We start from the raw sequence: 15,523 nt of genomic DNA on the forward strand, positions 1-15,523 counted from the left end.
AGGCGATCCGTCTGCGGACAGGGTCGAGCCTAAGGCTGCGCACTAAAGACCAGGCCGCGACGCGGATGTAGGAGATAGCTGTCCCCGTAGTCCCTTGCTATCGGCCCCCGCGTCGCGGTCGAGGCAATTGTCATATAATATGACAAACGCACTCAAATCCCGATTTTCGGGGTGATGGGTGACTGAGGCCCCCGGCGGGGTGACAAACCGTGACAAGTTTTCTCTGTCCGCCGGGGGCCCTGCTGCTGTCTGGAGCTAGGAGTGCCTCTCCAGCCAGCGGTCTACCCGAGGATCCCTACGGACCCTCTCGAATCCTGCCATGACCCCCCGGTCCTTCCGGAACCGGGTCATGACCTCATCCGGCTGCCAGCCCTCCGTCAGCATGAGATCCGCCGCGTCAGCCACGACGTCCGCCTTGACATGATCAGGTACGTCGGCCTTGATCATGTCAAGGCACAGGTTGATCATGAAGACGGTCTCCGGACCGGGGCCCACGGTGCTCCCTCGCACTAATAACTTAAGGCCGGCTTTCTCTAACCTCGATTAGGAGACACTAATCGAGGAATTTTTTTGTGGCAGTAGACGACGAATACCTAGACGAGACAGCGGCTGAACGACAAGCGCGTCTCGATACCGAGGTGGACCTAGATCCGCTCTCGGCCGAATTCGTCGAGCGAGTCATCGACGCCGTAATGGTGGTAGTCGACGAACTCTCAGGCCACCCATTGTATAACTACCAGCGGCCGGCCGCGCGCCGAATTGTCCAGTCCATCATCATTGGCGACGGCGCCACCATCACCGCTTTGTGGTCCAGGCAGAGTGGCAAATCGGAGACGATTGCCAACACCATTGCCGCCGTCATGATCCTGTTTCCGGTCCTGGCTCGCGTGTACCCCGACCTCCTGGGAAAATTCCGCGAGGGAGTATGGGTCGGAGCTTTCGCGCCAGTCGAAGACCAGGCAGACACCCTGTATGGACGCATCGTTGCTCGACTAACGAGCGAACGCGCTCTAGAGATGATGTCCGACCCCGATATCAATGACGCCGTCAGGGGTAAGGGCAGGACCATCACGCTGCGATCCGGATCCCTGGTCCGGCGCCAGACCGCTCATCCCAGGGCGATTATCGAAGGCCGTACCTACCACATCATTCTGATCGACGAGTGCCAGGGTGCCGATGCGAAAGTAGTCAACAAGTCGATCGGACCAATGGCTGCCTCGACTAACGGCACTATGGTGTTTACTGGGACACCTTCTTATGAGAAGGGCGTCTTTTATTCCCAAATCCAGCTGAACAAGCGGGAAGCCCTCAAGCGCGGCGCCAGGCAGAACCACTTTGAGGCTGACTGGAAGGCCGCAGCCAAGGCGAACCCGCACTACGGCCGGTTTGTGAAGAAGGAACTGCTGAGAATCGGCGAGGACAGCGACGAGTTCAAGCTGAGCTACCGCCTCATGTGGCTGCTGGAAAAGGGCATGTTCACCACCTCGCAGGTCCTCGAAGACCTCGGTGACAAGAGCATGGAGATTGTCCGGGCCTGGCACAAGACGCCGGTCGTCGTCGGCATCGACCCAGCTAGGAAGCAAGATTCGACCATCGTCACCGTGGTCTACGTCGACTGGGACCGGCCTGACGAATTCGGCATCTACCCCCACAGAATCCTCAACTGGCTCGACCTCTCCGGCGAAAAATGGGAAGAACAATACGCACTTATCTGCGACTTTCTAGCGAACTATAACGTTTTCGCTATAGGCATCGACGCCGGCGGCGTAGGCGACGTTGTAGCCGACCGGCTCCAGCGCCTGATGCCGTTTACCCACATTGAGGCTCTGACGAGCTCCAGGCCGGAACAGAGCAAGCGCTGGAAGCACCTGGCACAGCTGATGGACCGGGGAATGATTACCTGGCCTGCGCACGCGAAGACACGCCGGCTCAAGTCCTGGCGCCGATTTTCGCAGCAGATGGAAGACCTACAGAAGGTATTCACCGGGCCGCACATGCTGGCCGAGGCGCCCGACGAATCCGACGCCCACGACGATTACCCGGATTCCCTTGCGCTGGCTTGCATCATGACGGCCGACCACCAAATGCCTGAGGTTGAAGTCACCAACACGCCCTGGTGATTAATAAGAAACGGGTCCTTATTTCTACCCTGAAATAAGGTACCTACCGAAAGGGCGCGAAAGCGTGTTTAAAGACCCCGTCGAGAGTTCCCCTCTCGCCCCCACCCCCCATTTCCCGGAGCGAGTCGGCACGGTTTTCGAGCGCTCCGTTGCCCCGAATCGTGCCGGCGGCGTCGGCCCCATGCGATTCCAGGAAGGGCTAGGGACTGATAGTGACGTCCCCAGTGATTTCGCCGTTGGCGTTATGAGTGGCTATGACACCTCCCCAGGAAATCCGAACCACAATGCGAACGTGTGGCGAAAGGGTCCTGAGGAGACCATGAAGCAGCGAGCTCACGCCGGTTCTGCTGCTTGGCCGGAGGCTCCGACCTTCCTTTCTGAGTTCGCCAATTCGGCTTTCAGCGACTATGGCGACACCAAGTGGGACGTCGTTCACCGCTCCGGATCGCACTACATGCGGCGCAATCCCACGGTCGTGACCGAGTAGTGACCCCTGAGGACATCGCCAACCGATTCGACTTCCACCCGGCCTCTACGCCGGAACGCGCCGAAGAGCATGAGGCCATTCGCTCCATGTGCAAGTCCTTGGCGTACGTGCTGAACGAGCGTCTTCCTGAGAGCCGGGAAAAGGCGCTGGCGATTACCCACCTCGAAGAGGTCATGTTCTGGGCTAACGCCTCGGTAGCTCGTCACTAGTGGACGTTAACAAATCTGTGTGCGCCGACAATACGCTGAAATCGTAACATTCTGCGCACACAGATTTCCGGGAAATGTCGATAGCGTTTTACCCGCCCACCACACAGGCGCTAGGTAGCAACCTCGCGATCTCGATTAGCCCCATGGGCCTGGTCGAGCTCTCCGACGAGGAGCACGCCATTCACGGACCTCGCCTGTCCCGCTATTCGCGCAATTGGGCCTGGTATCTCGGCTACCACTGGACGCACAGGCGGGAGCACGGCGAGAGCCAGCTGACGTTTAACTACGTCCAAGCCTTGGCCGATTTCATCGCCGACTTCAGCTTCACCCGTGGCGTCCACTTCAAGAGCGCCAAAGAGTACGCTCACATCGTTCCAGCGCTTCTGAACCGCGTCTGGGAAGTGGACAACGACAAGCCATCCGTCCTCGCCGAAATGGCGCAACAGGGCGGCGTCTCCGGCGACGTGTTCGTCAAAGTCGCCTACGACCCCGAGTGGAACGACACCGCCGGAAACTGGCATCCAGGCCGCGTTAGAATCCTTCCGTTGAACTCCTCGCACTGCTTCCCAGAATGGCACCCCCACGATAGGGGGCGGTTGATTCGGTTCAAACTTAAGTACCGGTTTTTCGCCACCTCGCTAGAGGGTACGCGGCAAGTGATGACGTACACGGAGATCATCACAGACGACGTCATTGAGGAGTTCGTCGATGACCAGCTCATCGATTCCCGGCCGAATCCGCTAGGTGTCATCCCGGTCGTCCACATCCCCAACGTGTTCGTTTCAGGCTCCCCGTGGGGACAGTCTGACATCGAGTCGATCATCTCCCTGAACAGGGAATACAATGAGAAAGCGACCGAAGTCAGCGACATCATCGGATATCACGCAGCGCCGATTACCGTGGTGACGGGCGCAAAAGTTTCGAACCTACAGCGTGGCGCCAAGAACGTGTGGGGCGGGCTCCCACCGGACGCCAATGTGTACAACCTCGAAAACGGCGTCGACCTCGCCGGGCCGCTGGCCTACCTAGAGCTTCTCAAGCGTTCGATGCATGAGATGACCGGTGTGCCGGAAACGGCTCTCGGGCAAATGCAGCCGATTAGTAACACCTCTGGCGTTGCCCTCGCTATTCAATATCAGCCGGCGATGCAAAAATACGCCCGCAAAAAGCGTACATACACCACCGGGTTGGTTCGGATCAACGAGCTCGTACTGAGGACCCTGTTCCTATTCGAGCCCGAAACTCTGACCTACGACCCGACGATGGACGGAATCATTCAAGATGGGCAGCCGACGCGTGTAGACCCCCGCGACCCGCTGCTTTATCAAACTGAGTGTTCCTGGCCGCCACCGCTGCCAGTCGACGCACTCATCAAACTGAATGAAGTCCAGATGATGCTCATGCTTGGACTCGAATCCAAGCGTGGCGCTCTGCATTCCATGGGGGAAGAGTTCCCCGATGAAAAAATGGCAGAGATCTTTGACGAGCTGAAGCAAGACGCCATTGAGAAGGGCGCGCTTGACATGCTAAACGCGCAAATCGCATCGGCTATTGTTTCAGTTACGGGCGTCCTCCCACAAGGGGATGGCCCACCGGAACCGCTCACGGCTACTACATCGGAATCTGCGGGTTCTGGACCAGCTATGCCGCCGCTGCCTAAGCAGCCGGATGTCTTGGCTGGCCTCGAAGAAAAACTCACTAACCAAATCGTGACCACGGCGTACGGAAGCAAAATTCCGCAGCGCCGAAATCCGGATAACGATAACGCGTAGGATCCGAGACTTTGAACCGCACCACCGATATGCCAGAAGCTCCAGAGATCATCACTCCGACTGAGCCCGTCGTCCCTCCCGCCGGCCCGCTTTACACGGCCGACGACCTGGCCGCCGCCAGGCAGCAGGAGAAGGACAAGCTGTACGACCGGCTCACCAAGCAGGGCACGAAGCTCAACGCCATGGAGGCCGAGTTTCAGGCCCTCAAGGCTGAGCGTGAGGCTCTACAGCAGGCCGAGGCCGCCCGTCAGGCTGCTGAGGCTGAGGCGGCTCGTAAAGCCGCTGAGGAGGAGATGAGCCTCCGGGAGCTGCTGGACCAGCGAGACCGTGAGTACCGAGCCGAGATTACTCGGCTAGAGCAAGAGCGTGCCGCTGAGCGCGCGATCTTGGAGAAGGATCGGCAGTTCGCCTCGCTCCAAGCTCATATCCAGCGTCGTGTCAACGAAGAGCGCGAGAATATCGCGCCCGAGCTGATCGACCTGATTACTGGAAACTCCCCTGAGGAGGTGGAGGCGTCCATCTCGCTCATGAAGGCGAAGACCGACGCTATCGCCGCCAAGCTCGGGGAAGCAAGCGCCGCCCTGGCGGCAAACATGCGTGGAGTATCCGCAACCGGATACTCCGCAGATGGACCCCTGGACAACCAATCGGCCTCTAAAACGTACTCTCCGCAAGAGCTTGGGTCCATGCCGATGTCCGAATACGCCAAGCACCGTGAGGCGCTTTTGAACTCGGCATCCCATACCAATCGAGGTCTCTTCGGATAGGACGTATAGATGGCTTCCGGTATTACCGGTACACCGAATCTTTCGGCTACACCAACCGCTTACGCGGGCACCAACACTAACCTTTCGCCTGTGATCCAGACCCTGTGGTCGAAGGAAATCCTCTAGAAAAGGGGACCTCACCGGGTGACCGGTGAGTAAACACCACGCTGTATCGGCGAACCCCTCCGAAGCACCTTCGGGGAATGCCGAGGCAACCCGTACCGGGGAGTCCGTAGAGACTACACGCGAGGCAACTTCAATAGAACCGTCAGGCCGGTACAGCCGGACGTAGCTGAAGTTGGAGACATAGTCCGATCTGCATTGATGGCAAAAATGCAGAGCTAGGCGGAAACGTCCTAGCCCCGTGATAACGGGTAACAGAATGCTTTCAGGCGATGCCGATTCTTCGGTTCGAGCAATTCGCGGTCTACCAGTAACTTGGCCGCCCTGCGGAGCGATTCGCAGGTGAAAACCACGCTGTATCGGTGAACCCCACCAACTGACAACTCAAGAGCGGCAAGACAACATGGGGAATGCCGAGGGAACCCGTACCGGGACTCCGTAGAGACTACACGCGAGGAATCTCCCAGAGGATTAGCGACAGGTACCTTGGTCGTTAAGACTGGAGATTAAGACATAGTCCGATCTGCATCCGATGGGAAAGGTGCAGAGCCAGGCAGAAATGACCTGGACACCTGGGAATAAGTACCCCCAGGGGGTAACAGAATTGCAAGAAAACTGAGCTCGGTGTTCAACCGGGACTACAAGTAAACTTCACCCGGTATAATAATTTGGGAAAGGCTAGCCAGCTCGTTGAAGGTGTGCGGATGCAAACCGCCGCCCTCACCGCTAGCCAATTCTCGATCACTGTCGCGGAACACGGTCAACGATAAATGGCCGCCCTGTGGGGTGACTCACAGGAGCACACTTCGCTGTATCGGCGAACCCCTCTAGAACGTTGGGGAATGCCGAGGGAACCCACACCTGGGACTCCGTAGAGACTACACGCGAAGAGACTCCAACAGGCTTGAGCTTTAGGTGACAAGTAGCTCAGGGCTGGAGTTTAAGACATAGTCCGATCTACGTCGATAGCAAAGACGTAGTGCCAGGCAGAAATGATCTGGCCTCCGCCGAAATCGGCGCGAGTAACAAAATGTATGCCGTCGCCGTCAGTGAGTTCTTGCTAAACGCCGCGTTCGATGATGTGCTCGCCACAGCCTCCAGGCTACTAGGCCGTAACATGGCTACCTACTTGGATGAGTCGAGTCGCGACACATTGCTCCAGGCCACTTCAGTGGTCTATGGCTACAATAAGTACACGCTTTCTAGCCAGACCGCGATTTCGCCTTATGACCTGGGTACTCCGGCCGCCAACCGGGCCGCTCTGACTGGTAATCATCACTACACGACTGCGGTCGTGAAAGATATTACCGAGACACTTGCGACAAAGAACGTCCCCCGATTGGGGAGCAATTATATTTCTTTCATCCATCCTCATCAGAGCCGTAAGCTCCGCGATGACCCGTCGTGGATCGAGGCCTCGAAATTCGCCCAGCCCGGCGCGTTTCAAACTGGAACCGTAGGGATGATTGACGAAATGATCTTCGTGGAGACCACGCAGGTCAAGCAAACCGTTCACGACCCTGGTTCTGGTACCCCGAAGCCGGTTTATCAGAGTATCTCGATTGGCGACAACGCGTTTGGCCACGCGATCAGCCTCCCGGTGGAACTCCGGGACGGCGGTGTGCTCGATTTTGGACGAGAGCACGCCCTAGCCTAAACGTATTGGGCCCTTATTGCGCGAGCAGTAAGTAAACACTTCGCTGTATCGGTGAACCCCTCCGAGAATGCTCAGGGGAATACCGAGGGAACCCAAGTATCTGGGACTCCGTAGAGACTACACGCGAGGCTCTCCTATAGGACCTGACGGTGATACCGCAAGGCGTCAGGGACTGGAGATGAAGATATAGTCCGACCTCCATCAATGGGAAAGATGGAGAGCTAGGCGGAAACGTCCTAGCCCGTCTGCTGAATGGCAGATGCGTAACATGAGTGGGTACTCAATTTGGGGGCTCGGCCTAATTACGGACCAATCGGTCGTGATCGCCGAGACGAACTGAGTTCAGTTTCTGAACCCAGCTTTCCGTACCTCCAAGGGGTCTGAGATTCCCCCCTCAGGCCCCTTGTTGAGGGCTCTAAGGAATAGCCATGCCGATTGGCGAATATGGTTATGACCTCCGGCCTCAAACACGAAACAAGGTCAATAGCCAAGGAACACTCTTCCGTGCCGGGGCCGGGTTCCGCACACCCGAGTCTCGCCAACCCCGAGGGTTCTCCCCTGAGCGTCGTGCTGAGATCAGCAGCAACCTGCAAGAGGTAGAGACGCCGGACCCTAAAGACACACATCGGGTCCGGTCTGCTCTGGTGAACAACCTCTCTCGGTCGACGATCCCAGCTAAGGACGTCAAGAGCGTCGAGTACTGGGGAGCTAACTCTTCTCGTCTTGCTGCGCAAGGGAAGCGTGGGAAGACGAATGGTGGAGACATTGAACTGGCTCCTGGCTCAGAGTCGACGCCTACGGCGATCCATGAGCTTGGTCATGCCGTCTCTGCTGCCTCTAAGGCGCCGCACCGGTCGCAGTTTTCGGGACTGTCTCTGAAGGGTGCCGAAGAGGGTTACGCGGACAACTACACCTACTCGAATTTCCGCTTCCCTGGTTACAAGGGGAAGTCGATCCCTGACAGCTCGGACAAGATTCGGGACAGGTCGACTCGCTGGAACGGCGTATATCGGTCCTCCGGGAAACAGGAGGACTTCCAGAAGGGGTATCTGGCGATGCGCCTTCCCATGGAGCGTGCTGACCAGTACCAGCAGGGGAAGCTCTTTTGAGCAGTTAACACTTTTTTAGGTGTGGTGCCGAAAATTATTTTGTGCCCGCACGTAACCGATAAACGGAGAATGACTTGGCTACCGCCAACCGTAAGAACCCCCGTGATGTGACCGGTCGTAAGGCCGCTGAGTTGGCTGAGGCTCGCGCTGAGGAGATCAAGGCCCGGCAGAGCGAGATCTCGACTGTCACTGTGGCGCCCGATATCGATCCGGACCCCTATGACGACACCCCTGAGGCCACCGTTAATAACGAGGTCTCCGTTGACTCCCCGACGAAGAAGTTGCGGGTGAATGTCGACCTTGAGGACGTGACCATCGGTCAGGGCACGAACTACAACTTTTATCGCGGCCAGACGTACACGGTCCCGACTCATGTGTACCAGCACCTTGAGGAGAAGGGGTGCGTGTGGCACTGACTCCGAAGGTCGATGAGACCTACAAGCTGAAGGCCGATTTCGGCTCCGGTCCTGGAGCTCTTTCTGCCGGCGTCACGGCGAAGGTCGTCGGCATCTACGAGCCCGGTACTCCAGGCCTTGGTGCGTCGGCTGAGGACACGGTTAGCGCCGAACTGACGGACGCTGACGGTGCTCTACGGATCCTGGCTCTGCCGGTTTCTCAGTGGCAGGAACTGTTTTCGAAAGTGAGTAAGTAATGGCCGGTAACCCGACCTCCTATGGCGCCAAGCTGGGTGTCGATTACCAGACGGGTAAGGCGATCGATCACTCGGCGCCGAGGACGACGTACCTGGCTCTGTGTACTGCCGATTTTGCGAACAACGCCCTGTTGACCGCGCTGCCGGAGGTGTCGACGGCCGGCTACGCTCGCCAGCCGGTGACGTGGGGTGACAGCACAGACGCCTACCCCAGCGTGGCCAAGAACGCGGCGGTGATCACGTTCGGGCCGGTGACCGTGGACATGGCGTCTCCGGCGACCCATGCGGCTTTGGTGACGGTCGGCACGGGTACCGCTGGCAAGATCATTTATAAGTGGGAGCTGGACGCGGCTCAGCAGCCTGTCGCAGGTCAGGCGTTGCAGATCGCGATTAACAAGCTCACTATCACCTCTTCGTAGGTGCGAGGTGGTGTAGTCTTTCGTGTTACGGAAGACTCGGCTGATGGACGTGGCCGTGGCAGGACCCCATAGAAGACCCCCAGCCATTCGGGTGCTGGGGGTCTTCTGCGTTATGAGACTGTTATCAAGTTCTCCTGGTACGTAGTTGATACACCTCCTTGCAGTGGCCTGAGAGCTAGGTACTCTTTAACTAGCGCCGAATCCTCGCGACGGATTGGACGCGTGCTGTTTCACGCATTTGATGGATTGTCATTGCGGATGGCCCCCAGGTGGCACTTGCCCCTCGGGGGCTGTTCGTATTTTCCTCCCAAAACATCCGCAACTTTGGGACAAACCATATGTTAGATTCGTCGCGATGAAATCTTTCTCCGTGCCGCAGATGCACTTAGCCTTAACTACACGTCCATGTCTCCCAGTACGTGGTTCTTCTATCGTGATCAGAAATCCGAACCTGGTCCCTACCGGCACGTGAACGGGATTTCTTAGATGACCGCAGCTTTTCGTTACGCCGGATTTAAGAGATTCTAGCCTGATTATTTTTCGCTTTCCGCAGTCGCATAAGACCTCAACGACCGTGGAACGCTGCTTGCCGATTTTTCCGGTCCGGTAGGGCACGCCCACCGTGGTTAGATACCCATACCTGGTTCCTATGGGAACTTTTTCTGGCCCAGGCCTATCGCTTATAAAGCAACCGCAGCTTTTCGTTACGCCGGATTTGAGGTTAGTCACCCTGACCGTCTTACGTGTGCCACAGTCGCATAGCACTTCGACGAACTTAATGGTGCGATCTTTGGCCTTCGCCGTGTAGGGATCTCCCACTGTAACCCATTTGCCGAACCTGGTGCCGACTGGAATGTTGAGCCTAGTTTGTGGGCACATGCAGAGTACTATAGTGGTTGTCCGATGCGACGGCAAGGTTCACCGCTACCTGCGTTTATAAGTTGAGCCTTAATCAAGTAACCATTGACGTATGGCCACTTTGTCCGATGTCATCGCCCGCGTCCGCATGGAGCTCGGCGATCAAGCCGAGGATTTCGTCCGACCGGATATCGGCGGTCGGCAAGTCATCGAGCTCGGCGTGCGCAACGTCGACCCCGACTCCCTCACGGTGGTGATCACCGAGCCGCAGCTGCCCGGCGAGGTGGTTGATCCCAGCCGGTACACGGTCACCGAGCGGTCCGGCATCTTGACCCTGTTGGACGTGCCGAGCGAGCTGGCCACGGTGGTCATCACCGGCTCTCACTACCCGGTCTGGACGGACGCCGAGATTACGCGGTTCGTTAACGACGCCCTGGCGCAGCACCTGTATGAGGTCGAGACGGTCGAGCGGTACAAGGACGAGGTTGGCCACATCCGCTACGAGCGGGGCCCCAAGACGCTGGCCGACCTGGGAGCGGTTGAGATCGTCCCTGTGACGATCCTGGCGGCCATCGAGGCTCTCTGGAGTGCGGCGACTGATGCGGCCACAGACATCAATGTCGTGACGTCTGAGGGCACACACATCCAACGTGGTCAGCGCTACGAGCAGATCATGACGCACCTGGAAGCGTTGACGCGCCGGTACAAGCAGATCTGCCAGCAGATGGGTATCGGCCTGTACCGCGTTCAGATGGACACCCTTCGCCGGATTTCGCTTCAGACCGGCCGCCTGGTGCCAGTCTTCACGCCAAGGGAGTACGACGAGTGGGACCTCCCACGCCGGCGGCTGCCCCCAGTGGACTCCCCGCATGAGGACGAGTCCGGTATCCCGTCGCCGATCTACGGCGCGTGGGGTGTCTGATGTCGCGCCTGGATAATAAAAACGGCCGGTTCAATCCGGTGTTCGAGGCCAACGAGTACGACCGGGCGATGCTCGCCGTCTCGGGCGTGTGGGGCGACTGGTGCGATTACTACCGCTACCGCGAGGACGCTTCGGCCGAGCATTCGGTCTATGACGAACCGACCGCCTCCGGCCGGTGGTTCGCTGGTCCTCAGCGCCTTCCGGTCATTGACGTGATCCGTGAAGAGGGTATGCCGTACAACCGCGACGGTGGCCTGTTCTGGACCGACACCTTGTACTTCAAGGTGCCGTACGCGTCGTTGACTCGTGCGGGCCTGGGGGAGATGGATATCGACCACGGTTTCTACACCAGGGATCGCATCGTTTACGACAAGCGCGTCTTCCGGCTGGCGCGAATTCAGGTCCATGGTCAGATCCGTCAGCACGATATGACGGCGTCGATCACGTGCAATCAGTTGCGTCCTGATGAGCTTCTGCTTGACCAGCAGTTCAGTGCTTGGCACCGCAAGGAGTACGCCGAGGGACTGCCGCTTTCGTAGCCGAATTTCGGCTTTAACATCGGCGCCTTATACCCCTTTACCCTGATTCATGAATGGTTTTCTCATGAATTCGGATAGGTGTACGTGTTCTCGTCCAGTCCTAGTGCTCGCGGCGGTCGGTAATGCCGTGGGTGTTGAACGAGGACGAAGCGATTCTGCGGCGCTTGTCTGGCATTCATATCCCTCAGGTCGGCTTGGTCCAGGTGCGTTTCAGCACGCCAGAGACCGAAGCCGCTCCCATGCAGTGGCCGTCGATCACGATCACCCGCCGAGATATTTCGCCGGCTGTGGACCGTGAGCACCGTGGCACGGTGTCTATCGATTACGGGCCTGAGGGTGATGAGCTTCCTGACTCGGATGACCGGTGGGGCTGGTACGCGGAATGCCCGCTTCCCTTCAATTTCGACTACGAAATTATTGTCCGGACACGTTTTAACGCTCAGCAGGCGTACCTGATTGCGCTGCTGGGTTCGGAGCGCTACCTGCCGCGAAGGTTCGGCGCTCTGGAAATACCTCAGCGAAATGTCCGCGTGTCCATGGACCTCATCGGGGGACCGACGACCAACGACTACCGCGACGACGACGATAAACGGGTTTTCGAGATTCATTATCTGGTTCGCGTCTTCTCCGAGATGACGCCTTGGGACATCGAACGGCGCAATTTCCCGGATCACGTCGAGGGAACTGTTTTCGACCGCAGCGGCGTAAAGCAGCTCGGTTACTTCGACGAGACGACCGGCGCCCAATAGTGCCGCTCAAGGAGAAGTCTTGGCCACGAATTATTTGACTCCGGGCGTTTACGTAGAGGAGGATCTGTCCCCTAAGGGCGGGTCTGGTTACGGCGACGCACGCGCTATTGCCGCGTTTGTCGGAGTCGCGAACAAGGGTCCTGCGGTTCCTACGCTCATTACGAGCTGGACGCAGTACACCAACCATTTCGGCGGTTTTACCGGGAACTCGTTCCTGCCGTTTGCCGTCAGTCTTTATTTTGCCAACGGCGGTAACCGCTGCTATATCCAGCGTGCGGTCCGGTCGGATGCCGTGGCTGCTGTCGGCAAGCTTGTCGACTCCACTCCTGGTGGTTCTTCCGGTCCGTTGGACGCGGTCAAGCTTGAGGCGATCGCCCCTGGTACCACGGGTAACACCTTGACGGTGCAGGTGGTGCCCACTGGCGCCGTCGGCCGATTCCACTTGCTGGTGCTGAATTCCGGCTTTGAGCTGGAGCGGTTTGAGGATCTGTCGATCAATCCGGATGACAGCCGGTATGCGATCAGCATTGTCAATTCGCCGTTCGCCGGTTCGCAGACCGTCAAGCTGACGAACCTGAAGGTGAACTCCACTTACACCTACCACGCCACCAATGACGTCCTGCCGGCGCAGACAGCGACCATGGGTACCGGCTCTGAGGGTGTCGCTCCGTATGATCTCGTGGCTGCCGCGAAGAAATTCGAAGACCTTGATGTCAACATCGACTTGAACCTCCCCGGTATCACGTCGATTACCACGCTGAATCCCATCATGGCGTGGGCGAAAGAGACCGGAAAGGTCTTTGTCGTCATCGATGGTCCGAAGGCCGCTGAGGGTTCTACGTCCGCCCAGGTGCTGGCCGGCTACACCGGCATGGTCGGTGGCGCTACTCCGCTGACCGCCTCTTCGCACGGTGCCCTTTACGGGCCGTGGCTGATGTGCTCGGACCCCAGCACGAGCCTGTACGGCGCGGTGCGGCTGCTGCCTCCGGGTGGTGCCATTCTCGGCCGGTACGCGGCCAATGACTCCCTGCGTCACGTGGGTAAGGCTCCGGCCGGTATCGAGACGCGCCTGAATGGCGTGCTGGCCACGGAGACCCGGTTTACCAAGGCCGAGCTCGACGCTGCCGCCGAGGACCACATCAACATTATCCGGCAGGTTCCCGGCCACGGCATCTGCGTCATGGGTTCGCGGACGCTGAAGTTGGAGCTCCCCGATCGGTACGTGCCGGTCCGACGTCTTCTGATTCTGCTTCGTAAGCAGCTCGCGGACATTACTCGTTTCGCGATCTTCGAGCCGAACGGCCCGGAGCTGTGGCTTCAGATCACGCTTGTCGTGTCGCGTTACCTGTCGATTCTTCGCCGGGCTGGGGTGCTTGCCGGAAGCACTGACAATGAGGCGTTTTTCGTTAAGTGCGACGCCGACAATAACCCTCAGAGCAAGATCAACGCCGGTATGTGCGTGATCGATGTAGGCATCGCGTTTAAGTATCCGGCCGAATTTATCGTCATTCGGATCGGGCAGCACGATGCAGGCGCTTCCACGTCTGAGGACTCGATTCCCGGAATCACGGGCTGAAAGGACTAGACGATGGCTACAGAGCTTAAGCGACTAGAGACCGACCCGCTACGGAGTTTCCGTTTCCAGGTCACGATCGGCGACGGCAACAAGAACCGGTTCGCCAATATCGGCTTCATGTCGATCACCGGTTTGAACATCACGACCGACGTTATCCCGTATAGGGAGGGGGGGTATAATTCCAGCCCCCATAAATTGCCTGGTCAAACAGATTTCAGCCCTGTCACTTTCAGCCGTGGATTGGCTGTCGGCGACGCCCAGATGATGAAGTGGATGAACGAGTTGTTCGATTACACCCAGGCTGACGCCAAGGGTGATCCGACCAACGACTTCCGTACCACGATCCAAATCGACGTCATGTCCCACCCCAACAAGGGCGGCAAGGGCGTCGTTCAGGCCAGCTTCAAACTGCACCAAGCATGGCCTTCTTCGATCGCTTTCTCGGACCTGGACGCCGGCGCCAACACCGTCATTGTTCAGCAGATGACGATCGTGCACGAAGGCATCGAATTTGGTATCGCGACGAACCTCACCACCTCCGACTTCAGCATGAGCTGACCTTACGGAGCCGGATTCCCATATGACTACCTCACCTGACTCACCATTTGGAGTACGTGTGTTTCCCGAAAACAGCCCATCGTCGATTCAATTTTTCGACGCCACTGACCCCGGTGTCGCGGCGAAAATGGAGTCGGTGCTTGAGCAGGAGTCTCCCCGGCCGGAAATCGGGGAGCTCCATGACGACCAGGTCTCCCTGCCGGGCGGCCTGGTGCGTCACGGCACTTTGGTCCGAACCGCCCGCGTGCGGGAGCTGACCGGCGCCGACGAAGAGGAACTGTCGCGCGCTACCACCACCGAGGGCATGATCACGACCCTGCTACATCGTGGCGTGGTCTCCCTCGGTGGCGCTGAGCTGAGCACGCCGGCGGTCCTGGACAGCATGCTCGTAGGCGACCGCGACGCGCTGATCCTCGGCATCCGCCGCGCGTGTTTCGGTCCCACGATCGACATCGAGAAGTACACCTGCCCCGGCTGCTCCGGCGAGTTCGCCCTGTCGATCGACCTGGACGACATCCCCACCGTGACGTCGACGACGCCGGGGGAGATGACCATCGTCGTCGACCTCAACCGGGGCCGGAAAGCCCGCGTGAAGCTGGTCACCGGCTACGACCAGCTGGCGCTGCTTGAGGCCAGCCGAACCAAGAAGCTCACCGGTGCTCAGCAAGACACCCTCCTGCTGTCGCGCACAGTGCTGGCGATCATCAATGCCGACGGCACGGAGACCGAAATCGGCACCAACCCTGATCAGGCTCGCTCCCTGTCGATCGCTGATCGGCGAGCCATCATGCGTGACCTGCAATCCAGGCGGCCGGGACCGCGCATGGACGAGGTCAAGATCACCTGCCCTGACTGCCAACTGGAGCAGGAGGTTTCGATCACCGTCGACCTGCTGTTTCGCGGCTGATCGCACAGCCCTATGGGACGTCTACGCCGAACTCCTCGCCCTGTATCCGGGCTGGCGTGTGGCTGACGTCCGAGCCCTGACCCGCACTGAGCGGATCTA

16 protein-coding genes are annotated in these 15,523 nt (G+C 58.6%); all 16 read left to right on the plus strand.

The annotated features are described in order from the left end of the window. The first annotated feature begins 572 nt into the window (after positions 1-572). The 16 genes from AB0G15_RS05300 to AB0G15_RS05375 all read left to right on the plus strand — a co-directional run bounded on the left by AB0G15_RS05300 (position 573) and on the right by AB0G15_RS05375 (position 15,424). The gene (locus AB0G15_RS05300) at positions 573-2,120 is read left to right on the plus strand and encodes a hypothetical protein (protein WP_362835544.1); all 1,548 of its coding nucleotides are present in this window, start codon (positions 573-575) and stop codon (positions 2,118-2,120) included. Between the two features lie 319 nt (positions 2,121-2,439). Then, entirely contained in the window at positions 2,440-2,607 is a 168-nt protein-coding gene (locus AB0G15_RS05305) for a hypothetical protein (RefSeq protein ID WP_362835546.1), read from the plus strand. After that, on the plus strand, positions 2,607-2,816 hold the full coding sequence (locus AB0G15_RS05310) for a hypothetical protein (protein ID WP_362835547.1): 210 nt from the start codon (positions 2,607-2,609) through the stop codon (positions 2,814-2,816). Before AB0G15_RS05305 ends, AB0G15_RS05310 begins: the two co-directional genes overlap by 1 nt. Before the next feature lie 143 nt (positions 2,817-2,959). Then, a complete protein-coding gene (locus AB0G15_RS05315) occupies positions 2,960-4,588 on the plus strand; it encodes a phage portal protein (protein WP_362835549.1) in 1,629 nt (542 codons plus the stop codon). A gap of 11 nt (positions 4,589-4,599) precedes the next feature. After that, positions 4,600-5,355: a hypothetical protein gene (locus AB0G15_RS05320; RefSeq protein ID WP_362835551.1), complete on the plus strand. Its 756-nt coding sequence runs from the start codon at positions 4,600-4,602 to the stop codon at positions 5,353-5,355. Positions 5,356-6,457: 1,102 nt separating this feature from the next. Next, positions 6,458-7,135: a N4-gp56 family major capsid protein gene (locus AB0G15_RS05325; RefSeq protein ID WP_362835553.1), complete on the plus strand. Its 678-nt coding sequence runs from the start codon at positions 6,458-6,460 to the stop codon at positions 7,133-7,135. Positions 7,136-7,779: 644 nt separating this feature from the next. Then, a complete protein-coding gene (locus tag AB0G15_RS05330) occupies positions 7,780-8,244 on the plus strand; it encodes a hypothetical protein (RefSeq protein WP_362835555.1) in 465 nt (154 codons plus the stop codon). Positions 8,245-8,318: 74 nt separating this feature from the next. Continuing rightward, complete coding sequence (locus AB0G15_RS05335; RefSeq protein WP_362835557.1) at positions 8,319-8,660, plus strand: hypothetical protein; 342 nt, start codon at positions 8,319-8,321, stop codon at positions 8,658-8,660. Continuing rightward, on the plus strand, positions 8,645-8,896 hold the full coding sequence (locus AB0G15_RS05340; protein WP_362835559.1) for a hypothetical protein: 252 nt from the start codon (positions 8,645-8,647) through the stop codon (positions 8,894-8,896). The genes AB0G15_RS05335 and AB0G15_RS05340 overlap by 16 nt, the downstream gene beginning before the upstream one ends. Continuing rightward, the gene (locus AB0G15_RS05345) at positions 8,896-9,315 is read left to right on the plus strand and encodes a hypothetical protein (RefSeq protein WP_362835561.1); all 420 of its coding nucleotides are present in this window, start codon (positions 8,896-8,898) and stop codon (positions 9,313-9,315) included. The genes AB0G15_RS05340 and AB0G15_RS05345 overlap by 1 nt, the downstream gene beginning before the upstream one ends. Positions 9,316-10,285: 970 nt before the next feature. After that, positions 10,286-11,095 (plus strand): hypothetical protein, encoded by an 810-nt coding sequence (locus AB0G15_RS05350; protein ID WP_362835563.1) that lies wholly within the window; start codon positions 10,286-10,288, stop codon positions 11,093-11,095. Further along, the gene (locus tag AB0G15_RS05355; RefSeq protein WP_362835565.1) at positions 11,095-11,634 is read left to right on the plus strand and encodes a hypothetical protein; all 540 of its coding nucleotides are present in this window, start codon (positions 11,095-11,097) and stop codon (positions 11,632-11,634) included. The genes AB0G15_RS05350 and AB0G15_RS05355 overlap by 1 nt, the downstream gene beginning before the upstream one ends. Before the next feature lie 131 nt (positions 11,635-11,765). Then, positions 11,766-12,383: a hypothetical protein gene (locus tag AB0G15_RS05360; protein WP_362835567.1), complete on the plus strand. Its 618-nt coding sequence runs from the start codon at positions 11,766-11,768 to the stop codon at positions 12,381-12,383. A 19-nt stretch (positions 12,384-12,402) separates the two neighbouring features. Next, complete coding sequence (locus AB0G15_RS05365; RefSeq protein ID WP_362835569.1) at positions 12,403-13,959, plus strand: phage tail sheath subtilisin-like domain-containing protein; 1,557 nt, start codon at positions 12,403-12,405, stop codon at positions 13,957-13,959. Positions 13,960-13,971: 12 nt separating this feature from the next. Continuing rightward, on the plus strand, positions 13,972-14,517 hold the full coding sequence (locus AB0G15_RS05370) for a phage tail protein (protein WP_362835571.1): 546 nt from the start codon (positions 13,972-13,974) through the stop codon (positions 14,515-14,517). Between the two features lie 58 nt (positions 14,518-14,575). Continuing rightward, on the plus strand, positions 14,576-15,424 hold the full coding sequence (locus tag AB0G15_RS05375; RefSeq protein ID WP_362835573.1) for a hypothetical protein: 849 nt from the start codon (positions 14,576-14,578) through the stop codon (positions 15,422-15,424). Positions 15,425-15,523 lie beyond the last annotated feature (99 nt).

The sequence above is a fragment of the Streptosporangium sp. NPDC023825 genome, from assembly GCF_040639575.1.
Taxonomy (GTDB): domain Bacteria; phylum Actinomycetota; class Actinomycetes; order Streptosporangiales; family Streptosporangiaceae; genus Streptosporangium.